The 14,889-nt window shown below is 70.7% G+C and carries 12 protein-coding genes; 7 read left to right on the top strand and 5 right to left on the bottom strand.

Annotated features, from left to right (window positions below):
- Nucleotides 1–218 precede the first annotated feature (218 nt).
- Complete coding sequence (locus NRY95_17775) at nucleotides 219–1,448, top strand: histidine-type phosphatase (GenBank protein UYC15535.1); 1,230 nt, start codon at nucleotides 219–221, stop codon at nucleotides 1,446–1,448.
- Nucleotides 1,449–1,692: 244 nt separating this feature from the next.
- Here NRY95_17775 and metK read toward each other — a convergent pair whose 3' ends face one another.
- On the bottom strand, nucleotides 1,693–2,904 hold the full coding sequence (gene metK, locus NRY95_17770; GenBank protein UYC15534.1) for a methionine adenosyltransferase: 1,212 nt from the start codon (nucleotides 2,902–2,904) through the stop codon (nucleotides 1,693–1,695).
- Between the two features lie 205 nt (nucleotides 2,905–3,109).
- Here metK and NRY95_17765 point away from each other — a divergent pair, with 205 nt between their 5' ends.
- The 3 genes from NRY95_17765 to NRY95_17755 all read left to right on the top strand — a co-directional run bounded on the left by NRY95_17765 (nucleotide 3,110) and on the right by NRY95_17755 (nucleotide 8,259).
- The gene (locus tag NRY95_17765; GenBank protein UYC15533.1) at nucleotides 3,110–4,828 is read left to right on the top strand and encodes a lysophospholipid acyltransferase family protein; all 1,719 of its coding nucleotides are present in this window, start codon (nucleotides 3,110–3,112) and stop codon (nucleotides 4,826–4,828) included.
- Nucleotides 4,825–5,643, top strand: coding sequence for a UDP-2,3-diacylglucosamine diphosphatase (locus NRY95_17760; GenBank protein ID UYC15532.1), 819 nt, complete (start codon nucleotides 4,825–4,827; stop codon nucleotides 5,641–5,643). Before NRY95_17765 ends, NRY95_17760 begins: the two co-directional genes overlap by 4 nt.
- Before the next feature lie 429 nt (nucleotides 5,644–6,072).
- A complete protein-coding gene (locus NRY95_17755; protein ID UYC15531.1) occupies nucleotides 6,073–8,259 on the top strand; it encodes a tetratricopeptide repeat protein in 2,187 nt (728 codons plus the stop codon).
- Nucleotides 8,260–8,283: 24 nt separating this feature from the next.
- Here NRY95_17755 and NRY95_17750 read toward each other — a convergent pair whose 3' ends face one another.
- Nucleotides 8,284–8,610 (bottom strand): hypothetical protein, encoded by a 327-nt coding sequence (locus tag NRY95_17750; GenBank protein ID UYC15530.1) that lies wholly within the window; start codon nucleotides 8,608–8,610, stop codon nucleotides 8,284–8,286.
- 431 nt (nucleotides 8,611–9,041) lie between these two features.
- On the opposite strand from NRY95_17750, the gene NRY95_17745 reads away from it, so the two are divergent.
- The 3 genes from NRY95_17745 (at nucleotide 9,042) to NRY95_17735 (ending at nucleotide 11,854) form a co-directional block, all read left to right on the top strand.
- Entirely contained in the window at nucleotides 9,042–9,707 is a 666-nt protein-coding gene (locus tag NRY95_17745; protein UYC15529.1) for a hypothetical protein, read from the top strand.
- 129 nt (nucleotides 9,708–9,836) lie between these two features.
- Nucleotides 9,837–10,511 carry a hypothetical protein gene (locus tag NRY95_17740; protein ID UYC15528.1) on the top strand — a complete coding sequence of 225 codons (675 nt, stop codon included), beginning with the start codon at nucleotides 9,837–9,839 and terminating at the stop codon, nucleotides 10,509–10,511.
- 269 nt (nucleotides 10,512–10,780) lie between these two features.
- Nucleotides 10,781–11,854, top strand: a complete 1,074-nt coding sequence (locus NRY95_17735; protein UYC15527.1) for a metal-dependent hydrolase — start codon at nucleotides 10,781–10,783, stop codon at nucleotides 11,852–11,854.
- 217 nt (nucleotides 11,855–12,071) lie between these two features.
- Here NRY95_17735 and dusB read toward each other — a convergent pair whose 3' ends face one another.
- The 3 genes from dusB to NRY95_17720 form a co-directional block, all read right to left on the bottom strand.
- Nucleotides 12,072–13,070 carry a tRNA dihydrouridine synthase DusB gene (dusB, locus tag NRY95_17730; protein ID UYC18622.1) on the bottom strand — a complete coding sequence of 333 codons (999 nt, stop codon included), beginning with the start codon at nucleotides 13,068–13,070 and terminating at the stop codon, nucleotides 12,072–12,074.
- 140 nt (nucleotides 13,071–13,210) lie between these two features.
- On the bottom strand, nucleotides 13,211–13,816 hold the full coding sequence (locus tag NRY95_17725) for a DUF4893 domain-containing protein (GenBank protein ID UYC15526.1): 606 nt from the start codon (nucleotides 13,814–13,816) through the stop codon (nucleotides 13,211–13,213).
- Between the two features lie 98 nt (nucleotides 13,817–13,914).
- On the bottom strand, nucleotides 13,915–14,868 hold the full coding sequence (locus NRY95_17720; GenBank protein ID UYC18621.1) for a ribokinase: 954 nt from the start codon (nucleotides 14,866–14,868) through the stop codon (nucleotides 13,915–13,917).
- Nucleotides 14,869–14,889: the final 21 nt, after the last annotated feature.

Here is a 14,889-nt window from a genome sequence, read left to right as displayed (position 1 = left end):
CATGATCGGCGCTGGGCCGGCGCGCGCAGGTGGTGTGGGTGTCCGCTGCGCAGTGGAGCGGCAGCGATGAGGGTGCGGGTGTATCCGTCGCTTCGCGGCCACCGACACGCGATCGCCACGCACGTGCGCTGCAATCGCACCGGCATGCACTGCGATGGATGCCGCGCAATGAGTGGTTTCTTTTTCCCCTTTTTCCTGGAACGACGATGGGCAAGCGGATGCGGTGGATGCTTTTGACGGTGCTGGCGGCGGCCGCCGGCGCGCACGCGCGGCCTGCAAGCGAAGCGTCTGCGCCGCAGTTGCGGGTCGAGCAGGTCCTGATGCTGTTCCGCCACGGCGTGCGTGCGCCGCTGGAAGGCGAGGCCGCGGCGGCGGCCTTGGCCGACCGGCCGTGGCCGGTATGGAACACGCCGGCGAGCCTGCTCACCGCGCACGGCCGCACTGGCGTGCAGCTGAGCGGCGACTACACCCGGCAATGGCTGGTCCGCGACGGCGTGCTGCCGGCGACCGGCTGCCCGGCCGATGGCGCGGTGAGCATCTACGCCAACACCGACCAGCGCACCATCGCCAGCGCGCAGATCCTGGCGCAGACGCTGGCCCCCGGCTGCGGGCTGCAGGCCGGGCATCGGCCGCAGGGCAGCGACGATCCGCTGTTCCGCCCGGTCGAGGCCGGCGCGGTGGACTTCGACGCGGCCGCCGCGGTGGCCTCGATCCAGCACCAGACCGGCGGTCCCGGCGCGGTGCTGGCGCCCTACGCGAAGGAGCTGCGCACGATGCAGCAGATCCTCGGTTGCAGCGCCAAGACCTGCGATTTCGCGAAGATGCCCTCGTCGCTGAGCGCAAGCGCCAACGGCCGCGGCATCGCCATGCACGGTCCGCTGGACCTGACCTCCGGCACCGCCGAGGTGTTCATCCTGCAATACGCCGAAGGCCTGCCGCTGGACCAGGTCGGCTGGGGCCGCGCCACCCGCGAGCGCATCGGCGTGGTGTCGCGGCTGCATGCGCTGCTGTTCGAGATCTACGCGCGGCCGCAGTACATGGCCGCGCGCGCCGGCGCGCCGCTGGCGCGGCGGGTGCTGGACACGCTGGGCGTGGCGGACGCGCCGAAGCTGAGCGTGCTGGTCGCCAGCGATACCCATATCGCCGCGCTCAGCGGCCTGCTCGACCTGCACTTCCATCTGCCCGGCTTCGGCCGCGACGACTCGCCGCCGGGCGGCGCGCTGGTGCTCGAGCAACTGCGCGACACGCGTAGCGGCCAGCGCTACGTGCGCCTGCGCTACCAGGCGCAATCGCTGGACCAGCTGCGCGAACTGACCCCGCTGAGCCTGCGCAAGCCGCCGCTGCTGCAGACCCTGCGCGTGCCGGGCTGCAGCGACGCCAGGACCCAGCTGTGCACGCTGCAGCAGTTCCAGACGGTGTTGCAGGAAGCGTTGCAGCGGCGCGGCTGAGCCTGCGTCTGTTGCCCGTCACGGCAGGCCCGCGCGCCGCTGTGCCGCTACTTGTGGGAGCGACTTCGGTCGCGACAGGCATGACCGATAAAGCCCGTCGCGACTGACGTCGCTCCCCCATGAGAAATCCGCATGTCTTCGCCGGAGCACGTTCTGCCTGCATGGCGCGTGCGCGACCATGCCGAGGTGACAAAAAAACGGGCCGCGATGCGGCCCGTTTTGGTGCAAGCGCGGGCGAGCCGGCTTACTTCAGCTTCGCGTCCGCGCGCAGCGCGTCGGCGCGGTCGGTCTTTTCCCACGAGAACGCCGTGGCGGTGTGCTGCGCGCCGGTGCCGTCGGTGTAGGTGAACGCCTTCGGGGTGCGGCCGAAGTGGCCGTACGAGGCGGTCTGCTGGTACATCGGGTGGATCAGGTCGAGCATCTGGATGATGCCGAACGGACGCAGGTCGAAGTGCTTGCGGATCAGCTTCTCGATCTTGTCGTCGGCGATCTTGCCGGTGCCGAAGGTGGTGACCGAGATCGAGGTCGGCTCGGCCACGCCGATGGCGTAGGAGACCTGCACTTCGCAGCGGTCGGCCAGGCCGGCAGCGACCACGTTCTTGGCCACGTAGCGCGCCGCGTAGGCCGCGGAACGGTCGACCTTGGACGGATCCTTGCCGGAGAACGCGCCGCCGCCGTGGCGCGCCCAGCCGCCGTAGGTGTCGACGATGATCTTGCGCCCGGTCAGGCCGCAGTCGCCGACCGGCCCGCCGATCACGAACTTGCCGGTCGGGTTGATGTGGAACTTGGTGCCCTTGTGCAGCCACTTGGCCGGCAGCACCGGCTTGAGGATCTCCTCGCGCACGGCTTCGACCAGGTGCTTCTGCTTGATGTCCGGGTCGTGCTGGGTGGACAGCACCACCGCGTCGATCGCGGTCGCCACGCCGTCCTCGTAGCGCAGGGTGACCTGGCTCTTGGCGTCCGGGCGCAGCCACGCCAGCGGCGAGTTCTTCTTCTTGCGGACCTTGGCCTGCTGCTCGACCAGGCGGTGCGCCAGGTGGATCGCCGCCGGCATGAAGCTGTCGGTCTCGCGGGTGGCGTAGCCGAACATCAGGCCCTGGTCGCCGGCGCCCTGTTCTTCCGGCTTCTTGCGGTCCACGCCCTGGTTGATGTCCGGCGACTGCTTGCCGATCAGGTTGAGCACGCCGCAGGTCTCGCCGTCGAAGCCGACGTCGGAGCTGTTGTAGCCGATGTCCAGGATCACCTTGCGGGTCAACGCCTCCAGGTCGATCCAGGCGCTGGTGGTGATCTCGCCGGCGACGATCGCCACGCCGGTCTTGACCAGCGTTTCGCAGGCAACGCGGGCGCGCTTGTCCTGGGTCAGGATCGCGTCGAGCACCGCATCGGAAATCTGATCGGCGATCTTGTCCGGGTGGCCTTCGGAGACCGACTCGGAGGTGAAGAGATAGCTGGACATCGCGGCTATATCCTTGTATTCGGATGAAAAGATGGACGCGCATGATACACGGGCGCGCGGTGCTGTGCATTGTGGCCCGGCCGGCGTTGGGCAAGGTTAACCGGTCAGCCGGCGGGACCGCGGGCGTCACTTTGCCGTAGTCATATTGCAAGATCGGTGTCGCCGCGGGGGCCGAAGCTGTGCGCAGTCAGCCAGGGGGCTTGCCGTGCTCGCACTCGAACGTCGTCTGCAGGATCGCTACCCGCACTGGTTCGCCGGGCGCCGCTCGCGGCTGGTGCGGCCGCTGTTGCGCGGCCTGCAGAAATGGTCGGGCCTGGACGCGCTGGAGGCGTTCCTGGACGCCAGTCACGACCTGCGCGGCTTCGCCCTGGTCCAGGCCGGGATGGATTTCCTGCAGGCGCGCTACGTGGTCGCGCCGACCCCTGCCGAGTGCATTCCGGCACGCGGGCGCCTGCTGATCGTCGCCAACCATCCGTCCGGCGCGCTGGACGCGCTGGCGCTGCTGGATTGCGTGGGCCAGGTGCGGCGCGACGTGAAGATCGTCGCCAACGACTTCCTGTGGGCGCTGGAAGGCCTGCGCGAGCTGCTGCTGCCGGTGCGCATCCTCGGCGGTGCGCCGTCGCCGGCCAGCGTGCGCGCGATCGAGCAGGCGCTGGAGCAGGAGCAGTGCGTGATCGTGTTCCCGGCCGGCGAAGTGTCGCGCCTGGGCTGGGGCGGGGTGGCCGACGGGCGCTGGCGCCGCGGCTTCACCCGCTTCGCGCTGCGCACCGCCACCCCGGTGCTGCCGGTGCGCATCCATGCGCGCAACTCGGCGCTGTTCTACGGCGCCTCGGCGCTGTTCAAGCCGGCCGGCACCGCGTTGCTGGCGCGGGAGATGTTCGCCCGCCGCGAGCGCCGCATCGCGCTGAGCCTGGGCCGCGCCCGCGCGCTGCCGCAGGGGCAGTCCGAGGCCGAACTGATGCGCGGCCTGCGCCGCGAGCTGTATGCGCTGGGCCGGGCCGGGGCGAGCACGCCGGCGCCGAGCGAGGAGCCGCTGGTCGCCGCCGAGGATCCGGCCGCGGTGGCGGCGGAGATCGGCGCGTTGCGCAGCCTGGGCCAGACCGTGGACGGCAAGCAGATCCGCGTGGGCCGGCTGCGTGCCGGCTCGGCGCTGCTGCGCGAGATCGGCCGCCTGCGCGAACTGACCTTCCGCGCGGTCGGCGAGGGCACCGGCCGGCGCCTGGACCTGGACGACTACGATACCTGGTACGAGCACATCGTGCTGTGGGACGGCGCCGCCGCGCGCGTGGTCGGCGCCTACCGCGTGGCCCGCGGCGCGCCGGTGCTGGCCGAGCGCGGCCTGGCCGGTTTCTACACCGCCGGGCTGTTCCGCTACGGCGAAGCGCTGCTGCCGCGCATCGCCGCCGGCATGGAACTGGGCCGCAGCTTCGTGGTCCCCGACTACTGGGGCAGCCGCAGCATCGACTACCTGTGGCAGGGCATCGGCGCCTACCTGCGCGACTACCCGCAGGTGCGCTACCTGTACGGCGCGGTCTCGATCAGCGCGGCGCTGCCGCGGCAGGCGCGCGAGCAGATCGTGGCCTACTACGCGCACTACTACGGCGATGCGCTGGGCGAAGCCGCCTCGGCGCGGCCGTTCGACTATTCGCAGGCGCCGCCGGCGTTCGACGCGCTGGACGCGGACACCGCGTTCAAGGTGCTCAAGGGCAACCTGGACGCGCTCGGCGCCGCGGTGCCGATGCTCTACAAGCAATACACCGAGCTGTGCGAGCCGGGCGGCGCGCGCTTCCTCGCCTTCGGCGTCGATCCGGCGTTCAACGACGCGGTCGATGGCCTGATCGAACTGGATCTGCAGCGCATCCGCAGCAAGAAGCGCATGCGCTACCTGGAACGGCCCCGCAGCGAAGCAGAGGTGATGGCATGAACACGGTGAGCAGCTTGTCCCCGCGCCGGGCGGTGTTCGTGTCCGACGTGCATCTCGGCGCGCCGCACTGCCATGCGCGCGAACTGGCCGATTTCCTCGGCGGCCTGCATTGCAGGCAGCTGTACCTGGTCGGCGATATCGTCGACTTCTGGTGGATGGCGCAGCGCCGCGCGGTGTGGGGCGCGGCGCACCAGCGCGTGGTCGACGCGCTGCATGCGCTGGCGCGCGGCGGCACCGAACTGATCTACGTGCCCGGCAACCACGACCGCCCGATCCGCCGCTTCTGCGGCCTGGCGCTGCCGGCGATGCAGGTGCGCCGGCGCGCGGTGCACGTGACCGCCGACGGGCGCCGGCTGCTGGTGGTGCATGGCGACGACTACGACGCGGTCACCCAGTTCGGCGGCCTGCAGGAGAAGTTCGGCGACTGGCTGTACTACCGCATCCTCACCGGCAACCAGTTGACCAACCGCGTGCGCCGCCGCTTCGGCATGCGCTACTGGTCGCTGGCCGACTACCTGAAGCGGCAGAGCAGCGCCGCCGAGCGCTACATCGAGCGCTTCGTCGACGCCGGCCTGGACGATGCGCGCCGCCGCGGCCTGGACGGCGTGGTCTGCGGCCACGTGCACCGCGCCGGCCTGTTCGAGCGCGACGGCCTGGTCTACGCCAACGACGGCGACTGGGTCGAAAGCCTGACCGCGCTCGGCGAAGAGGCCGACGGTACCCTGCGCCTGCTCTCGCATCGCGGCGAAGTGCTGACCGAACTGCCGCCGCGCCTGCGGTTGGCGCAGCACAGCGCCTGGCCGCGCGCGGCCTGACGCCAGCGGTGCGTGCGATACGACGCAGTGCCGGGGTGTGTGCTTCGGCAGCTCGTGCGGCCGAACCTGAGTGCTTCTTGCCGAGCGTTTGCATCGGCGGCGCGCGGCGCCGCGGCCGACCGCCAGATTGGCCAGTCGGTGCGTGCGCTGGAAGGACGTCGAACATTGCGGTGTGATGGACATTCCGCAATCGACGCGCCGCGGCCATGAGCGCGGCATGCGCTTGATCGGCATGCACTCCATCGGGTCTACTGCGTTCCTTCGGAGCGGCGAACCCGGACAGGACTCCACGATCGGGTCTGGTTACCCGCACTGACCAACGGCGGCGCCGCGCCAGCGCGTCGCATCTCGATCACGTCGGGGTTCATGGAGAAAGTGAAGCCAGGGAAGGCGTTGTCCAGCCGGTCGTTGCGATCCGCGTGGAATCGGATGAACCCGATCGCGCCGGCCTCTTCCGGCATCGTCGTTCACACGCCCGCCACGACCGCATGCGCCCGCTTTCCGGCAAGACTCGGACTGTGCTGCGTGCTCATCCTGCTCGCGGCGAACGGTACCGCGATCGCGCGAAACACGGTGTCCGGCTGCCCGGATGACAGGGTGGCGCGCACGCTTCCGGACGCGGCGCTTTGCGTCCGGCATGCCGGGCTTTCGCCGTTGGAAACGGCGCGCGGCGCGCGGGTGGAAGCGCTGTTCGCGCACGCCAGGGACCGCCTCGACGCTGGCCGCTTCGAGGCCGCCGAGCAGGCGCTGGATTGCGCCGACGCAAACATCGGCGAAGGCGGCGACGAGCGCTTGCGCTACGAACTCACGCGCCGCCGCGGCATTCTCGATTTTCGCCGCGAACGCATTGCGCAGGCGCTCGAGCGGTTCGAGTGCGCGGCCACGCTGTCCAGGGCGCTCGGCGATCGCGGGGCGGAGGCGCGCGATCTGAACAACGTGGGCGCGGCGCTGCGCCGTCTCGGCGATTTTCGCGGCGCCCTGCGCAACATGACGATCAGCCTCGGGATCCAGCGCGCCCAGGGCGGGGCAGCGGCATCCGTGCTCAACAACATCGCCGACGTGTATCGCGAATTGCGCGAGCCCGACACCGCGATGCGCTACTACCGCGATGCGCTCGCCGCCAACCGCGCGAAGGGCGACTCCATCGAGGCGGCGCATGTGCAGGAGACCATGGCAGAGCTGGCGCTCGACAGCGGCGATACGCGCCAGGCGCTGGCCTGGCTGCAGGAGGCCCTGGCCGTCTACCGCGAGAAGGGCCGCCGGGCCTATGAGCTGCGGGTCCATGACGGCCTGATCCGCGCGGCGCTGGCGTTGGGCGACGTGCCGCAGGCGCGGCGCTGGAGTTCCAGCGCGCTGGCGCTGGCCGACGCGTGGAAGCTGCCGCTGCCTTCGGCGTTGCAGTTGCAGATGGCGCGGACGACACGGCTCGAAGGCAACGCCGCCGCCACCGCGGCGCGCCTGCGCGAGGCGCTGGCATCGGCCACCAGCGGCGATCCGGTGCGGGTGCCGCTGCTGGAGGAACTGGCGCGGCTGCAGGAAAGCACGGGCGATGCCGTGGCGGCCAACGCCACGCTGCGGCGTGCGAACGCGGACGCGGCAGCGCTGGTGCGCGCACAGCACGACCGCCAGTTGGACTGGTTGCGGATCCGTTTCGAGAGCGCCGAGCAGCAGCGCACCATCGACCAGTTGGCGAGCGAGAACAGCCTGCGCAAGGCGCAACTGCGCCAACGCACGCTGCTGCTGTGGCTGGTACTGGTGTCCGGTCTTGCGGCCGCGCTTGGCGGCTGGCTGCTGCTGCAGCGGCGCCGGCAACGCGCGCGCCTGCTGGAGGAAACGCGGCGGATCCGCCACGAGGAGGAACTCGCCCGCTATCGGCGCGAGGCGGACGCGCTGGCCGAGGATCGCAACCTGCTGCAGACCCTGCTCGACAGCCGCGAGGATGCGGTGTGCCTGCTCGATGCCGAAGGTCAGGTGCTGGTCGCCAATCGCGCCGGACGCCTTCGGCTCGGCGGCGCGGACGCTGCCGAGCCAGTGGGACAGGCGGTCTCCGCCTTCGTGGCCGAAGCCGAGCGTCCCGCGCTGCAGTCGGCGCTGGAGCGGATGGAGGACAGCGCGGCGCAGCGCGTCGCATTCGTCGCCCGGCACGGCGGCCCGCTGATCGCGACGCTCGAACCCTGGCCGGGAGGCGACGGCCTGGTCGTCCTCGTCTTGCAGGAACGCGGCAGCGATGCGGCTACCGACACCGGGCAGGCCGCGGAGCAGGAGGAGGGCGCCGCCGCGCCTGCGGCGCGCGATGCGTTCCGGCGCACGCTGGTCGAACTCATGCTGGCGGTCATCGACACCTGGGAACGGGCCACCGGGACCGGCCGGCTGGAACTGGCCGAGCGCAGCCGGATCTGGTGCGTGAACATCGACGACGGCCGCCTGCGCGCACGCGCGATGGAGCGCTATCTGGCGGTCTCCAAGTTGCCGCACAACCCGCGCTGGCGGGATGTGCTGCGTTCGGCCTATTTCGTGCTCGCGCACTGCGACGGGCTGTCGGCGGACACGCGCGCCGCGCTGCAGGCCAGGGTCGACGCGGTGCTGGCCTACACCCGCCGGGACGCGCTCGTCTGACGGCGGGCGTCCCTCGCCGGCCGCTCAGCGTCCGCGCTTGGCCGGGCACACCACGCAAGCGCCTTTCAGGCCCTGTTCCATGCGGTACGCGGTGTGGTGGTCCCTGGCCAGGAAGGCATCGGGTCCGAGGATGACCGGCTTCGCCGATCGCGCCGGCGCCACGATGTCGCAGTAGGCGCCAATGGTCTCCAGGGCGTTCATGTACGGCTGCTCGTGGTCGACCACGCCGCACTTGGCCATCAGCTCCTGCAGTTGCCTGCCGTTGAAATCGAACTTCACGACGATCTCCGGCTCCTGGGTTTCCTCCAGGCACCAGTCGGGCGGCAGGGTCTCGTGGCCGTGGGCGGCCATGGGCGATGCCAGGAGGGCCACGACGATGGCGGTATGGACAGCGCGACGGAAGGCAGGCATCGGAGTCTCGCAACAGAAGAAACGGGACCTGCAGCGTAGGAGCGGTGGCGACCCGGATGCCAGCGCGCCCGCGGGTATAGACCGGGAACAAATCCGCGCAACGCATTGATTCTTCGATGGTGGCATCCGTTCCGCAGGCCGGGGAACGCGCGTCCGCAACGGTGCGGGGCCGATCCCGGATTCGCCAATTCGACCCGGTTCGCTCCTGCGGCGACCCGGTTTCGCCCTCGTGCCTCGCCGCAGGCCTGCCTAGCCTGACACCGCCGCATCGAGCCGCGTGCCGATGCGGCGCTGGCCACATCGCCCGAACACCTCCGCACGGCGTCGGGAGGCCCAGCCACCTTCAACCCATCCATCACAGGAGAATGCTCATGGAGAAGAAGCTCCTTGTCGCAACGGTCGCCCTTCTGGCCGGCGGTGCCTTCGCTGCCCCCGCGCTGGCGGCCGAGAACCCCGTGGACCAGGCAGGCATCCAGCACAACATGTATCTCGGTTGCCTGATGGACGCCAATGCCTCGCCCGACGAAGCCCTCACCGTCGCGGTCAAGAAGTGCGGCTACGACCCCGGCATGCCGCTGGAGCGGTTCATCGCCACGCAACAGCCCATCGTCGACTCGGTCGACCCGACCCGGCCGATGGCGGAAAACCTGGCCGGGCTGCGCCAGCAGCTCAGTGCCTACGAATTCTCGTTCATCGTGCGGATGGACCAGATCATCGAGAACGCCGAGGACCTGGACGCCGCGGCGGTGCAGTTCGAGGAACTCGAGAAGGAGGCCATGCTGCGGCTCGATCCCAGGTCCAGGAACGGCGCGCTGATCCTGGGCGGGCTGAGCGTGGCCAAGCACTCCAACCGCTACTGGTCCGAGTACGCGGCCGAGAACGGTGAGGCCACGGCTGGCGACACCACCGCGAAGAAGAAAGGGCGGTTCTGGAGATGGCTGGCCGTCGTCGGGTCGGACGTGGTCGGTTTCCTGCTCACCGAAAACCCCGTCACCGCGGCCACCACCTCCAGCACGGTCTACGACATCGTGTTCTGACACGACCACCGTCCCCATGCGCCACCTGCATCCGCACCGCATCGCGCCATGCCCATGCGTCGGTGACCACATGCCCAGGTCTGCGCATGGACCCGAGTCACCTCACCCATTTATTGCAAGAGAATGCTCATGAAGAAGAAGCGCTTTGTCGCAACCGCCGCCCTGCTGGTCGGCAGTGCCTTCGGTCTCCCCGCGCTGGCGGCCGAGAACCCCGTGGACCAGGCAGGCATCCAGCACAACATGTATCTCGGCTGCCTGATGGACCTGAACGTGTCGCACGACGAGGCCCTGACCCTGCTGGTCAAGAAGTGCGGCTACGACCCCGGCATGCCGCTGGAGCAGTTCATCGCCACACAGCAGCCGATCATCGATGCGATCGATCCGACGCGGCCGTTGACGGAAAATCTGGACGGGCTGCGCCAGCAGTTCAGTGCCGACGAATTCGCGTTCATCGTGAGGATCGACCAGATCGTCGAGAACGCCGAGGACCTGGATGCGGCGGCGGCACAGTTCGAGGAACTGGAGCGGGACGCCATGGCGCGACTCGATCCCAGGTCCAAGAACGGCGCGCTGATCCTGGGCGGGCTGAGCGTGGCCAGGCACTCCACGCGTTACTGGTCCAAGCAGGCGGCCGCGAGTGGTCAATTCGCGGCCGAGAGCGCCACGTCGAAGAAGAAGGGGCGGTTCTGGAAGTGGCTGGGGGTCATCGCGGCCGATGTGATCAGCTATTTCCAATCGGAAAACCCCGCCACGGCGGCCACCTCCTCCGACGATGCCCATTCCCTCTTCTTCGAAGGATTCTGATCCGGGCGGCGTATGGGAAAGGGAAGGCGTCCCGGTGGGGCGCCTTTCTTTTGCGTTTCGCCGACCGCGAACTGGCGGGTCGCCGCCGTCGCGACGGCGCTTTCCCATGACTCCGCTTGGCCCAAGAGGCATCCCGGCCGAAATGCCGCTGCCGCTTGCACTGCAACTGCTCGCCGCTGCGGCCATGCAAGCAGAGCAAATCACGGCGACCGCCACCAGCACCGCCACTGTCCGCGCCCCCGTGGCGCCATCGCTGCTAGCATCGGCCGATGGATTCCCTCTCCCAGATCGTGCTCGGCGGCGCCGTCGCCGCCGCCATCGCGCCTGCCGCGCACCGCCGCGCCGCGTTGCTCGCCGGCGCCGCGCTCGGCACCGTGCCCGACCTCGATTCGCTGCTCCTGCTGCCGCTGACCCGCGACCCGGTCACGCTGATGACGGTGCACCGCAGCTTCAGCCATTCGCTGTTCGTGCTGCCGCTGCTCGGCTGGCTGATCTGGTGGCTGTACCGGCGCTTCGGCCATGGCCGCGTGGCCGAAGCGCCGCGCCGCTGGTTCTGGGCGATGCAGCTGGCCTTGATCACGCATCCGCTGCTGGATGCGTTCACCGTCTACGGCACCCAGCTGTGGTGGCCGTTGCGGCCGCCGCCGGCGATGTGGTCCAGCGTGTTCATCATCGATCCGGGCTACACGCTGTGGCTGATCGTGGCCTGCGCCATCGCCTGGTGGGCGCGCGCGCGGCGCGTGGCGCAGCAGGCGCTGCTGGCCGGGCTGATCCTGAGCAGCGCCTACCTGGGCTGGTCGCTGCTGGCCAAGCACCTGGTCGATCGCCAGGCCGACCGCGCGCTGGCGGCGATGGGCCTGCAGCACGCGCCGCGCTTCTCGGTGCCGATGCCGTTCAACACGCTGTTGTGGCGCGTAGTGGCGATGACGCCGAGCGGCTATGTGATCGGCGAGCGCTCGCTGGTCGCCGACCGCGGGCCGATGCGGTTCCAGGGCTATCCCTCCAACACCCAGGCGCTGGGCGAAGTGCGCGCCTTGCCGGCGGTGCAGCGGCTGAGCTGGTTCAACCGCGGCTTCATGCGCGCCCAGGTCAAGGACGGCGAACTGGTGCTCAGCGACCTGCGCATGGGCCTGGAGCCGGACTACAACTTCAATTTCGCGGTGGCGCGGCAGCGCGGCGACGGCTGGCAGGCGATCGCACCGCGCCAGCTGCAGGCCGCGTATCGCGCCCCGGTGGCGCGCGGGCAGATCGGCGCGGCGCTGGCGCGGATGTGGCGGCGGATCTGGACCGAACCTGCAGCGGCGACGCCGGTCGGCGCGCCGGCGCCGTCCGAGCTGCACTGAGCGGCCAGGGGATCGCCGCCGCAGCCCGGTCCGCTTGCGGGTGCCGCTGGGCACGTGCGGCCGGGGCCACCTGCCGCTGTCGTCGCTCTGGTCGAACGGCCCGCCGCCGAACCGGCGCGCTCGTTTCAGCCGCCGCGCCTGCGTGGTAGCGGAGAACGCCGTACGGCTGGGGACGGGACCCGCCGCGAATGCCTGGCGTGGCCCTGCGCCGCGGCGCTCAGGCCGCGGCGGGTAGGTCGGGCGACACGCCGGCGATCAGTGCGTCGAAGTAATCGGCCGTCAGCCGCAGCTGCGCATCGGCGCTCTCGGCGCGGTTGACCACGGCGCGGAATGCCGCGTTCTCGGGGCGGTCCCTGGCGTACCAGCCCAGGTGCTTGCGCGCGATGCGCACGCCCTGCGCCTCGCCGTAGAACTCGTGCAGTGCCTGCAGGTGGCCGAGCAGGGTGTCGCGCACGCACGCCAGCGACGGCGCCGGCAGCAGTTCGCCAGTGGCCAAGTAGTGCGCGATCTCGCCGAAGATCCACGGCCGGCCCTGCGCGGCGCGGCCGACCATCACCGCATCGGCGCCGGTGGCGGCCAGCACCTGCGCGGCCTTGTGCGGCGAATCGATGTCGCCGTTGGCGATCACCGGGATGCGCAGCGCGGCCTTGATCTGCGCGATCGTGGCGTATTCGGCCTGCCCGCCGTAGTGCTGGTCGCGGGTGCGGCCGTGCACGGCCAGCGCGGCGATGCCGCAGTCCTCGGCGATGCGCGCGATGGCCGGGCCGTTGCGGTGGTCGCAGTCCCAGCCGGTGCGGATCTTCAGCGTCACCGGCACCGGCGAGGCGGCCACCACCGCGCCGAGGATGCGCGCCACCAGCGCCTCGTCGCGCATCAGCGCCGAGCCGGCCCAGGCGTTGCACACCTTCTTCGCCGGGCAGCCCATGTTGATGTCGATCAGCTGCGCGCCGTGGTCGGCGTTGTAGCGCGCCGCCTCGGCCAGCTGCTGCGGCTCGGTGCCGGCGATCTGCACGCTGACCGGGTCCGGCTCGCCGGCGTGGTCCATGCGCTGCAGCGACTTGCGGGTCTGCCAGAAGCGCGGGTCGGAAATGGTCATCTCCGACACCGCCAGGCCGGCGCCAAGACGCTTGCACAGCAGCCGGAACGGCTTGTCGGTGACCCCGGCCATCGGCGCCAGGATCACCTTCGGTTCGATCGTGTAGGGGCCGATGCGCATGCGGCCATTGTCGCCGCCGCCGCCGCCGCTGCCAACTCGGACAGCCATGTTGGCGGCGGCAAGCGCGGCGACCTGGCTGTGATACCCCCAAGCGCGCGCCGACGGATCGCGTGCACGCGCCCTGGCCGCAGGTCGCCGATTCAGCGGATCAGCTGGTACAGCTCGAAGCCCTTGGCGTTGCCGTCCAGGATCAGCAGCAGTTCGTCGGGGCCCAGCGCCACCAGGCGCCCGACGCTGTTGCCATGGGTGCCGTCCGAGACGTTGCCGGGCGCGTAGTGGCCCTGCGGATCGTCGTTGACCGTGCTGGCGCCGAGGAACGCGAACTCGCGGCTGTCCTTGGCCAGCGGATACAGCGTGCCGCTGCGGCGCTGCGAGCCGCTGGTCTTGCTCAGGCGATAGCCGCAGGGATCGCGCGCGATCTCGGCCTTGAAGTAGGGGTAGGCATAGGCGAAGCGCTGGTCGACCTGGATCGAGCGCACCTTCCAGCGGCCTTCCAGCTTGCCCGGCAGCTGCGGCGACTGCGCGCGCTGCAGCAGCGTGCGCGCCAGGGCCGCGCCGTCTTCCTGGTCGGCATCGTCGTAGTGCGCCGCGATCGCCTGTTGCAGGCTGTCGGCGGAGACGGTCACCGCGGCGCGGTCGGCATCGGCGGCAGCGCTGTTCCAGTCGCAGCGCTGCGCGGCGAGGGCGGATAGCGGGGCAAGCAGCGCGCACAGCGCGCCGAACGAGATGGCGGAAAAACGCGGCATCGGAAACTCCTTGTCGGGATGCAGGCCCGGCGCGGCGCCGGGCGGTGGGTCGGCGGTCTGGGTGCACGGGAACGGATGCCGCCAGCGGCGCGGACGGCTCAGCCGGCGTCCGGCACCAGCCGCGGCATCGACGCGGCCGCGCCCTCGGCCTCGGTCGAACGCGCCGCGTAGTGGTTGGCGAAGCGCACATGGGTGGCGAAGCCGGCGTTCGGCGATTGCGCCAGCGAGGCCGCCAGCGCGCCGTTGAACGCATCGCCGGCGCCGGTGGTGTCCACGGTGTGCGCCGCCTCGGCGCCGATCCGGTAGTACGGCTGCACATCGCCGCGCTGGCGCTCTTCGGGGTGCGAGATGAACGCGCCGACCGAACCCAGCGTCACCACCACGGTGCCGCCGGGCAGCAGCTTGCGGCACAGCGCGTGCAGGCTGCCGCCATCGGTGGCGGCGACGTCGTCGGCATCCACGCGCTCGCCGACGTGGCGCGCCAGCAGCGCGGCGAACTCGGTCTCGTTCGGGGTCAGCACGTCGGCCAGCTTGAGCAGGCCGATGCTGGTCTGCGCATTGGCCGGCGCCGCGTTGAGCACCGTGGTCAGGCCGGTCTCGCGCGCCAGCGCCAGGGTCGCCTCGATGGTCTCGATCGGCGATTCCAGCTGCGCCAGCAGCACCCGCGCCGAGCCCAGCAGCGCGCGTTGCGCCTGCACGAAGCCCAGGCTCAGCGCGGCGTTGGCGCCGGCGCCGATGACGATGGTGTTGCGGCCGTGGCCGTCGACGTAGATGCCGCCGGTGCCGGTCGGCTCGGTGCTGGCCTCGGCGGCCAGGTCGATGCCGTCCTGCGCGGCCAGCGCACGCGCCATCGCGCCGCCGGCGTCGTCGCCGAGCGCGCACACGAAGGTGGTGCGGGCGCCGGCGCGCGCCGCCGCCACCGCCTGGTTGAAGCCCTTGCCGCCGGGGCCGGTGCTGTAGCGGCCGGCGATGGTCGCGCCCGGGGCGGGCAGGGTCTCGCAGCGCCAGACGTGGTCGACATTGAACGAACCGACGACGATGACCGAACTCATAGGCATGTGCTGCTTCTCAAC

The organism is Xanthomonas campestris pv. phormiicola (genome assembly GCA_025666215.1).
GTDB classification, from domain to species: domain Bacteria; phylum Pseudomonadota; class Gammaproteobacteria; order Xanthomonadales; family Xanthomonadaceae; genus Xanthomonas_A; species Xanthomonas_A campestris_A.
The sequence above is the reverse complement of the archived record's forward strand: the minus strand, read 5'-3'. Positions and strand labels throughout refer to the sequence as shown.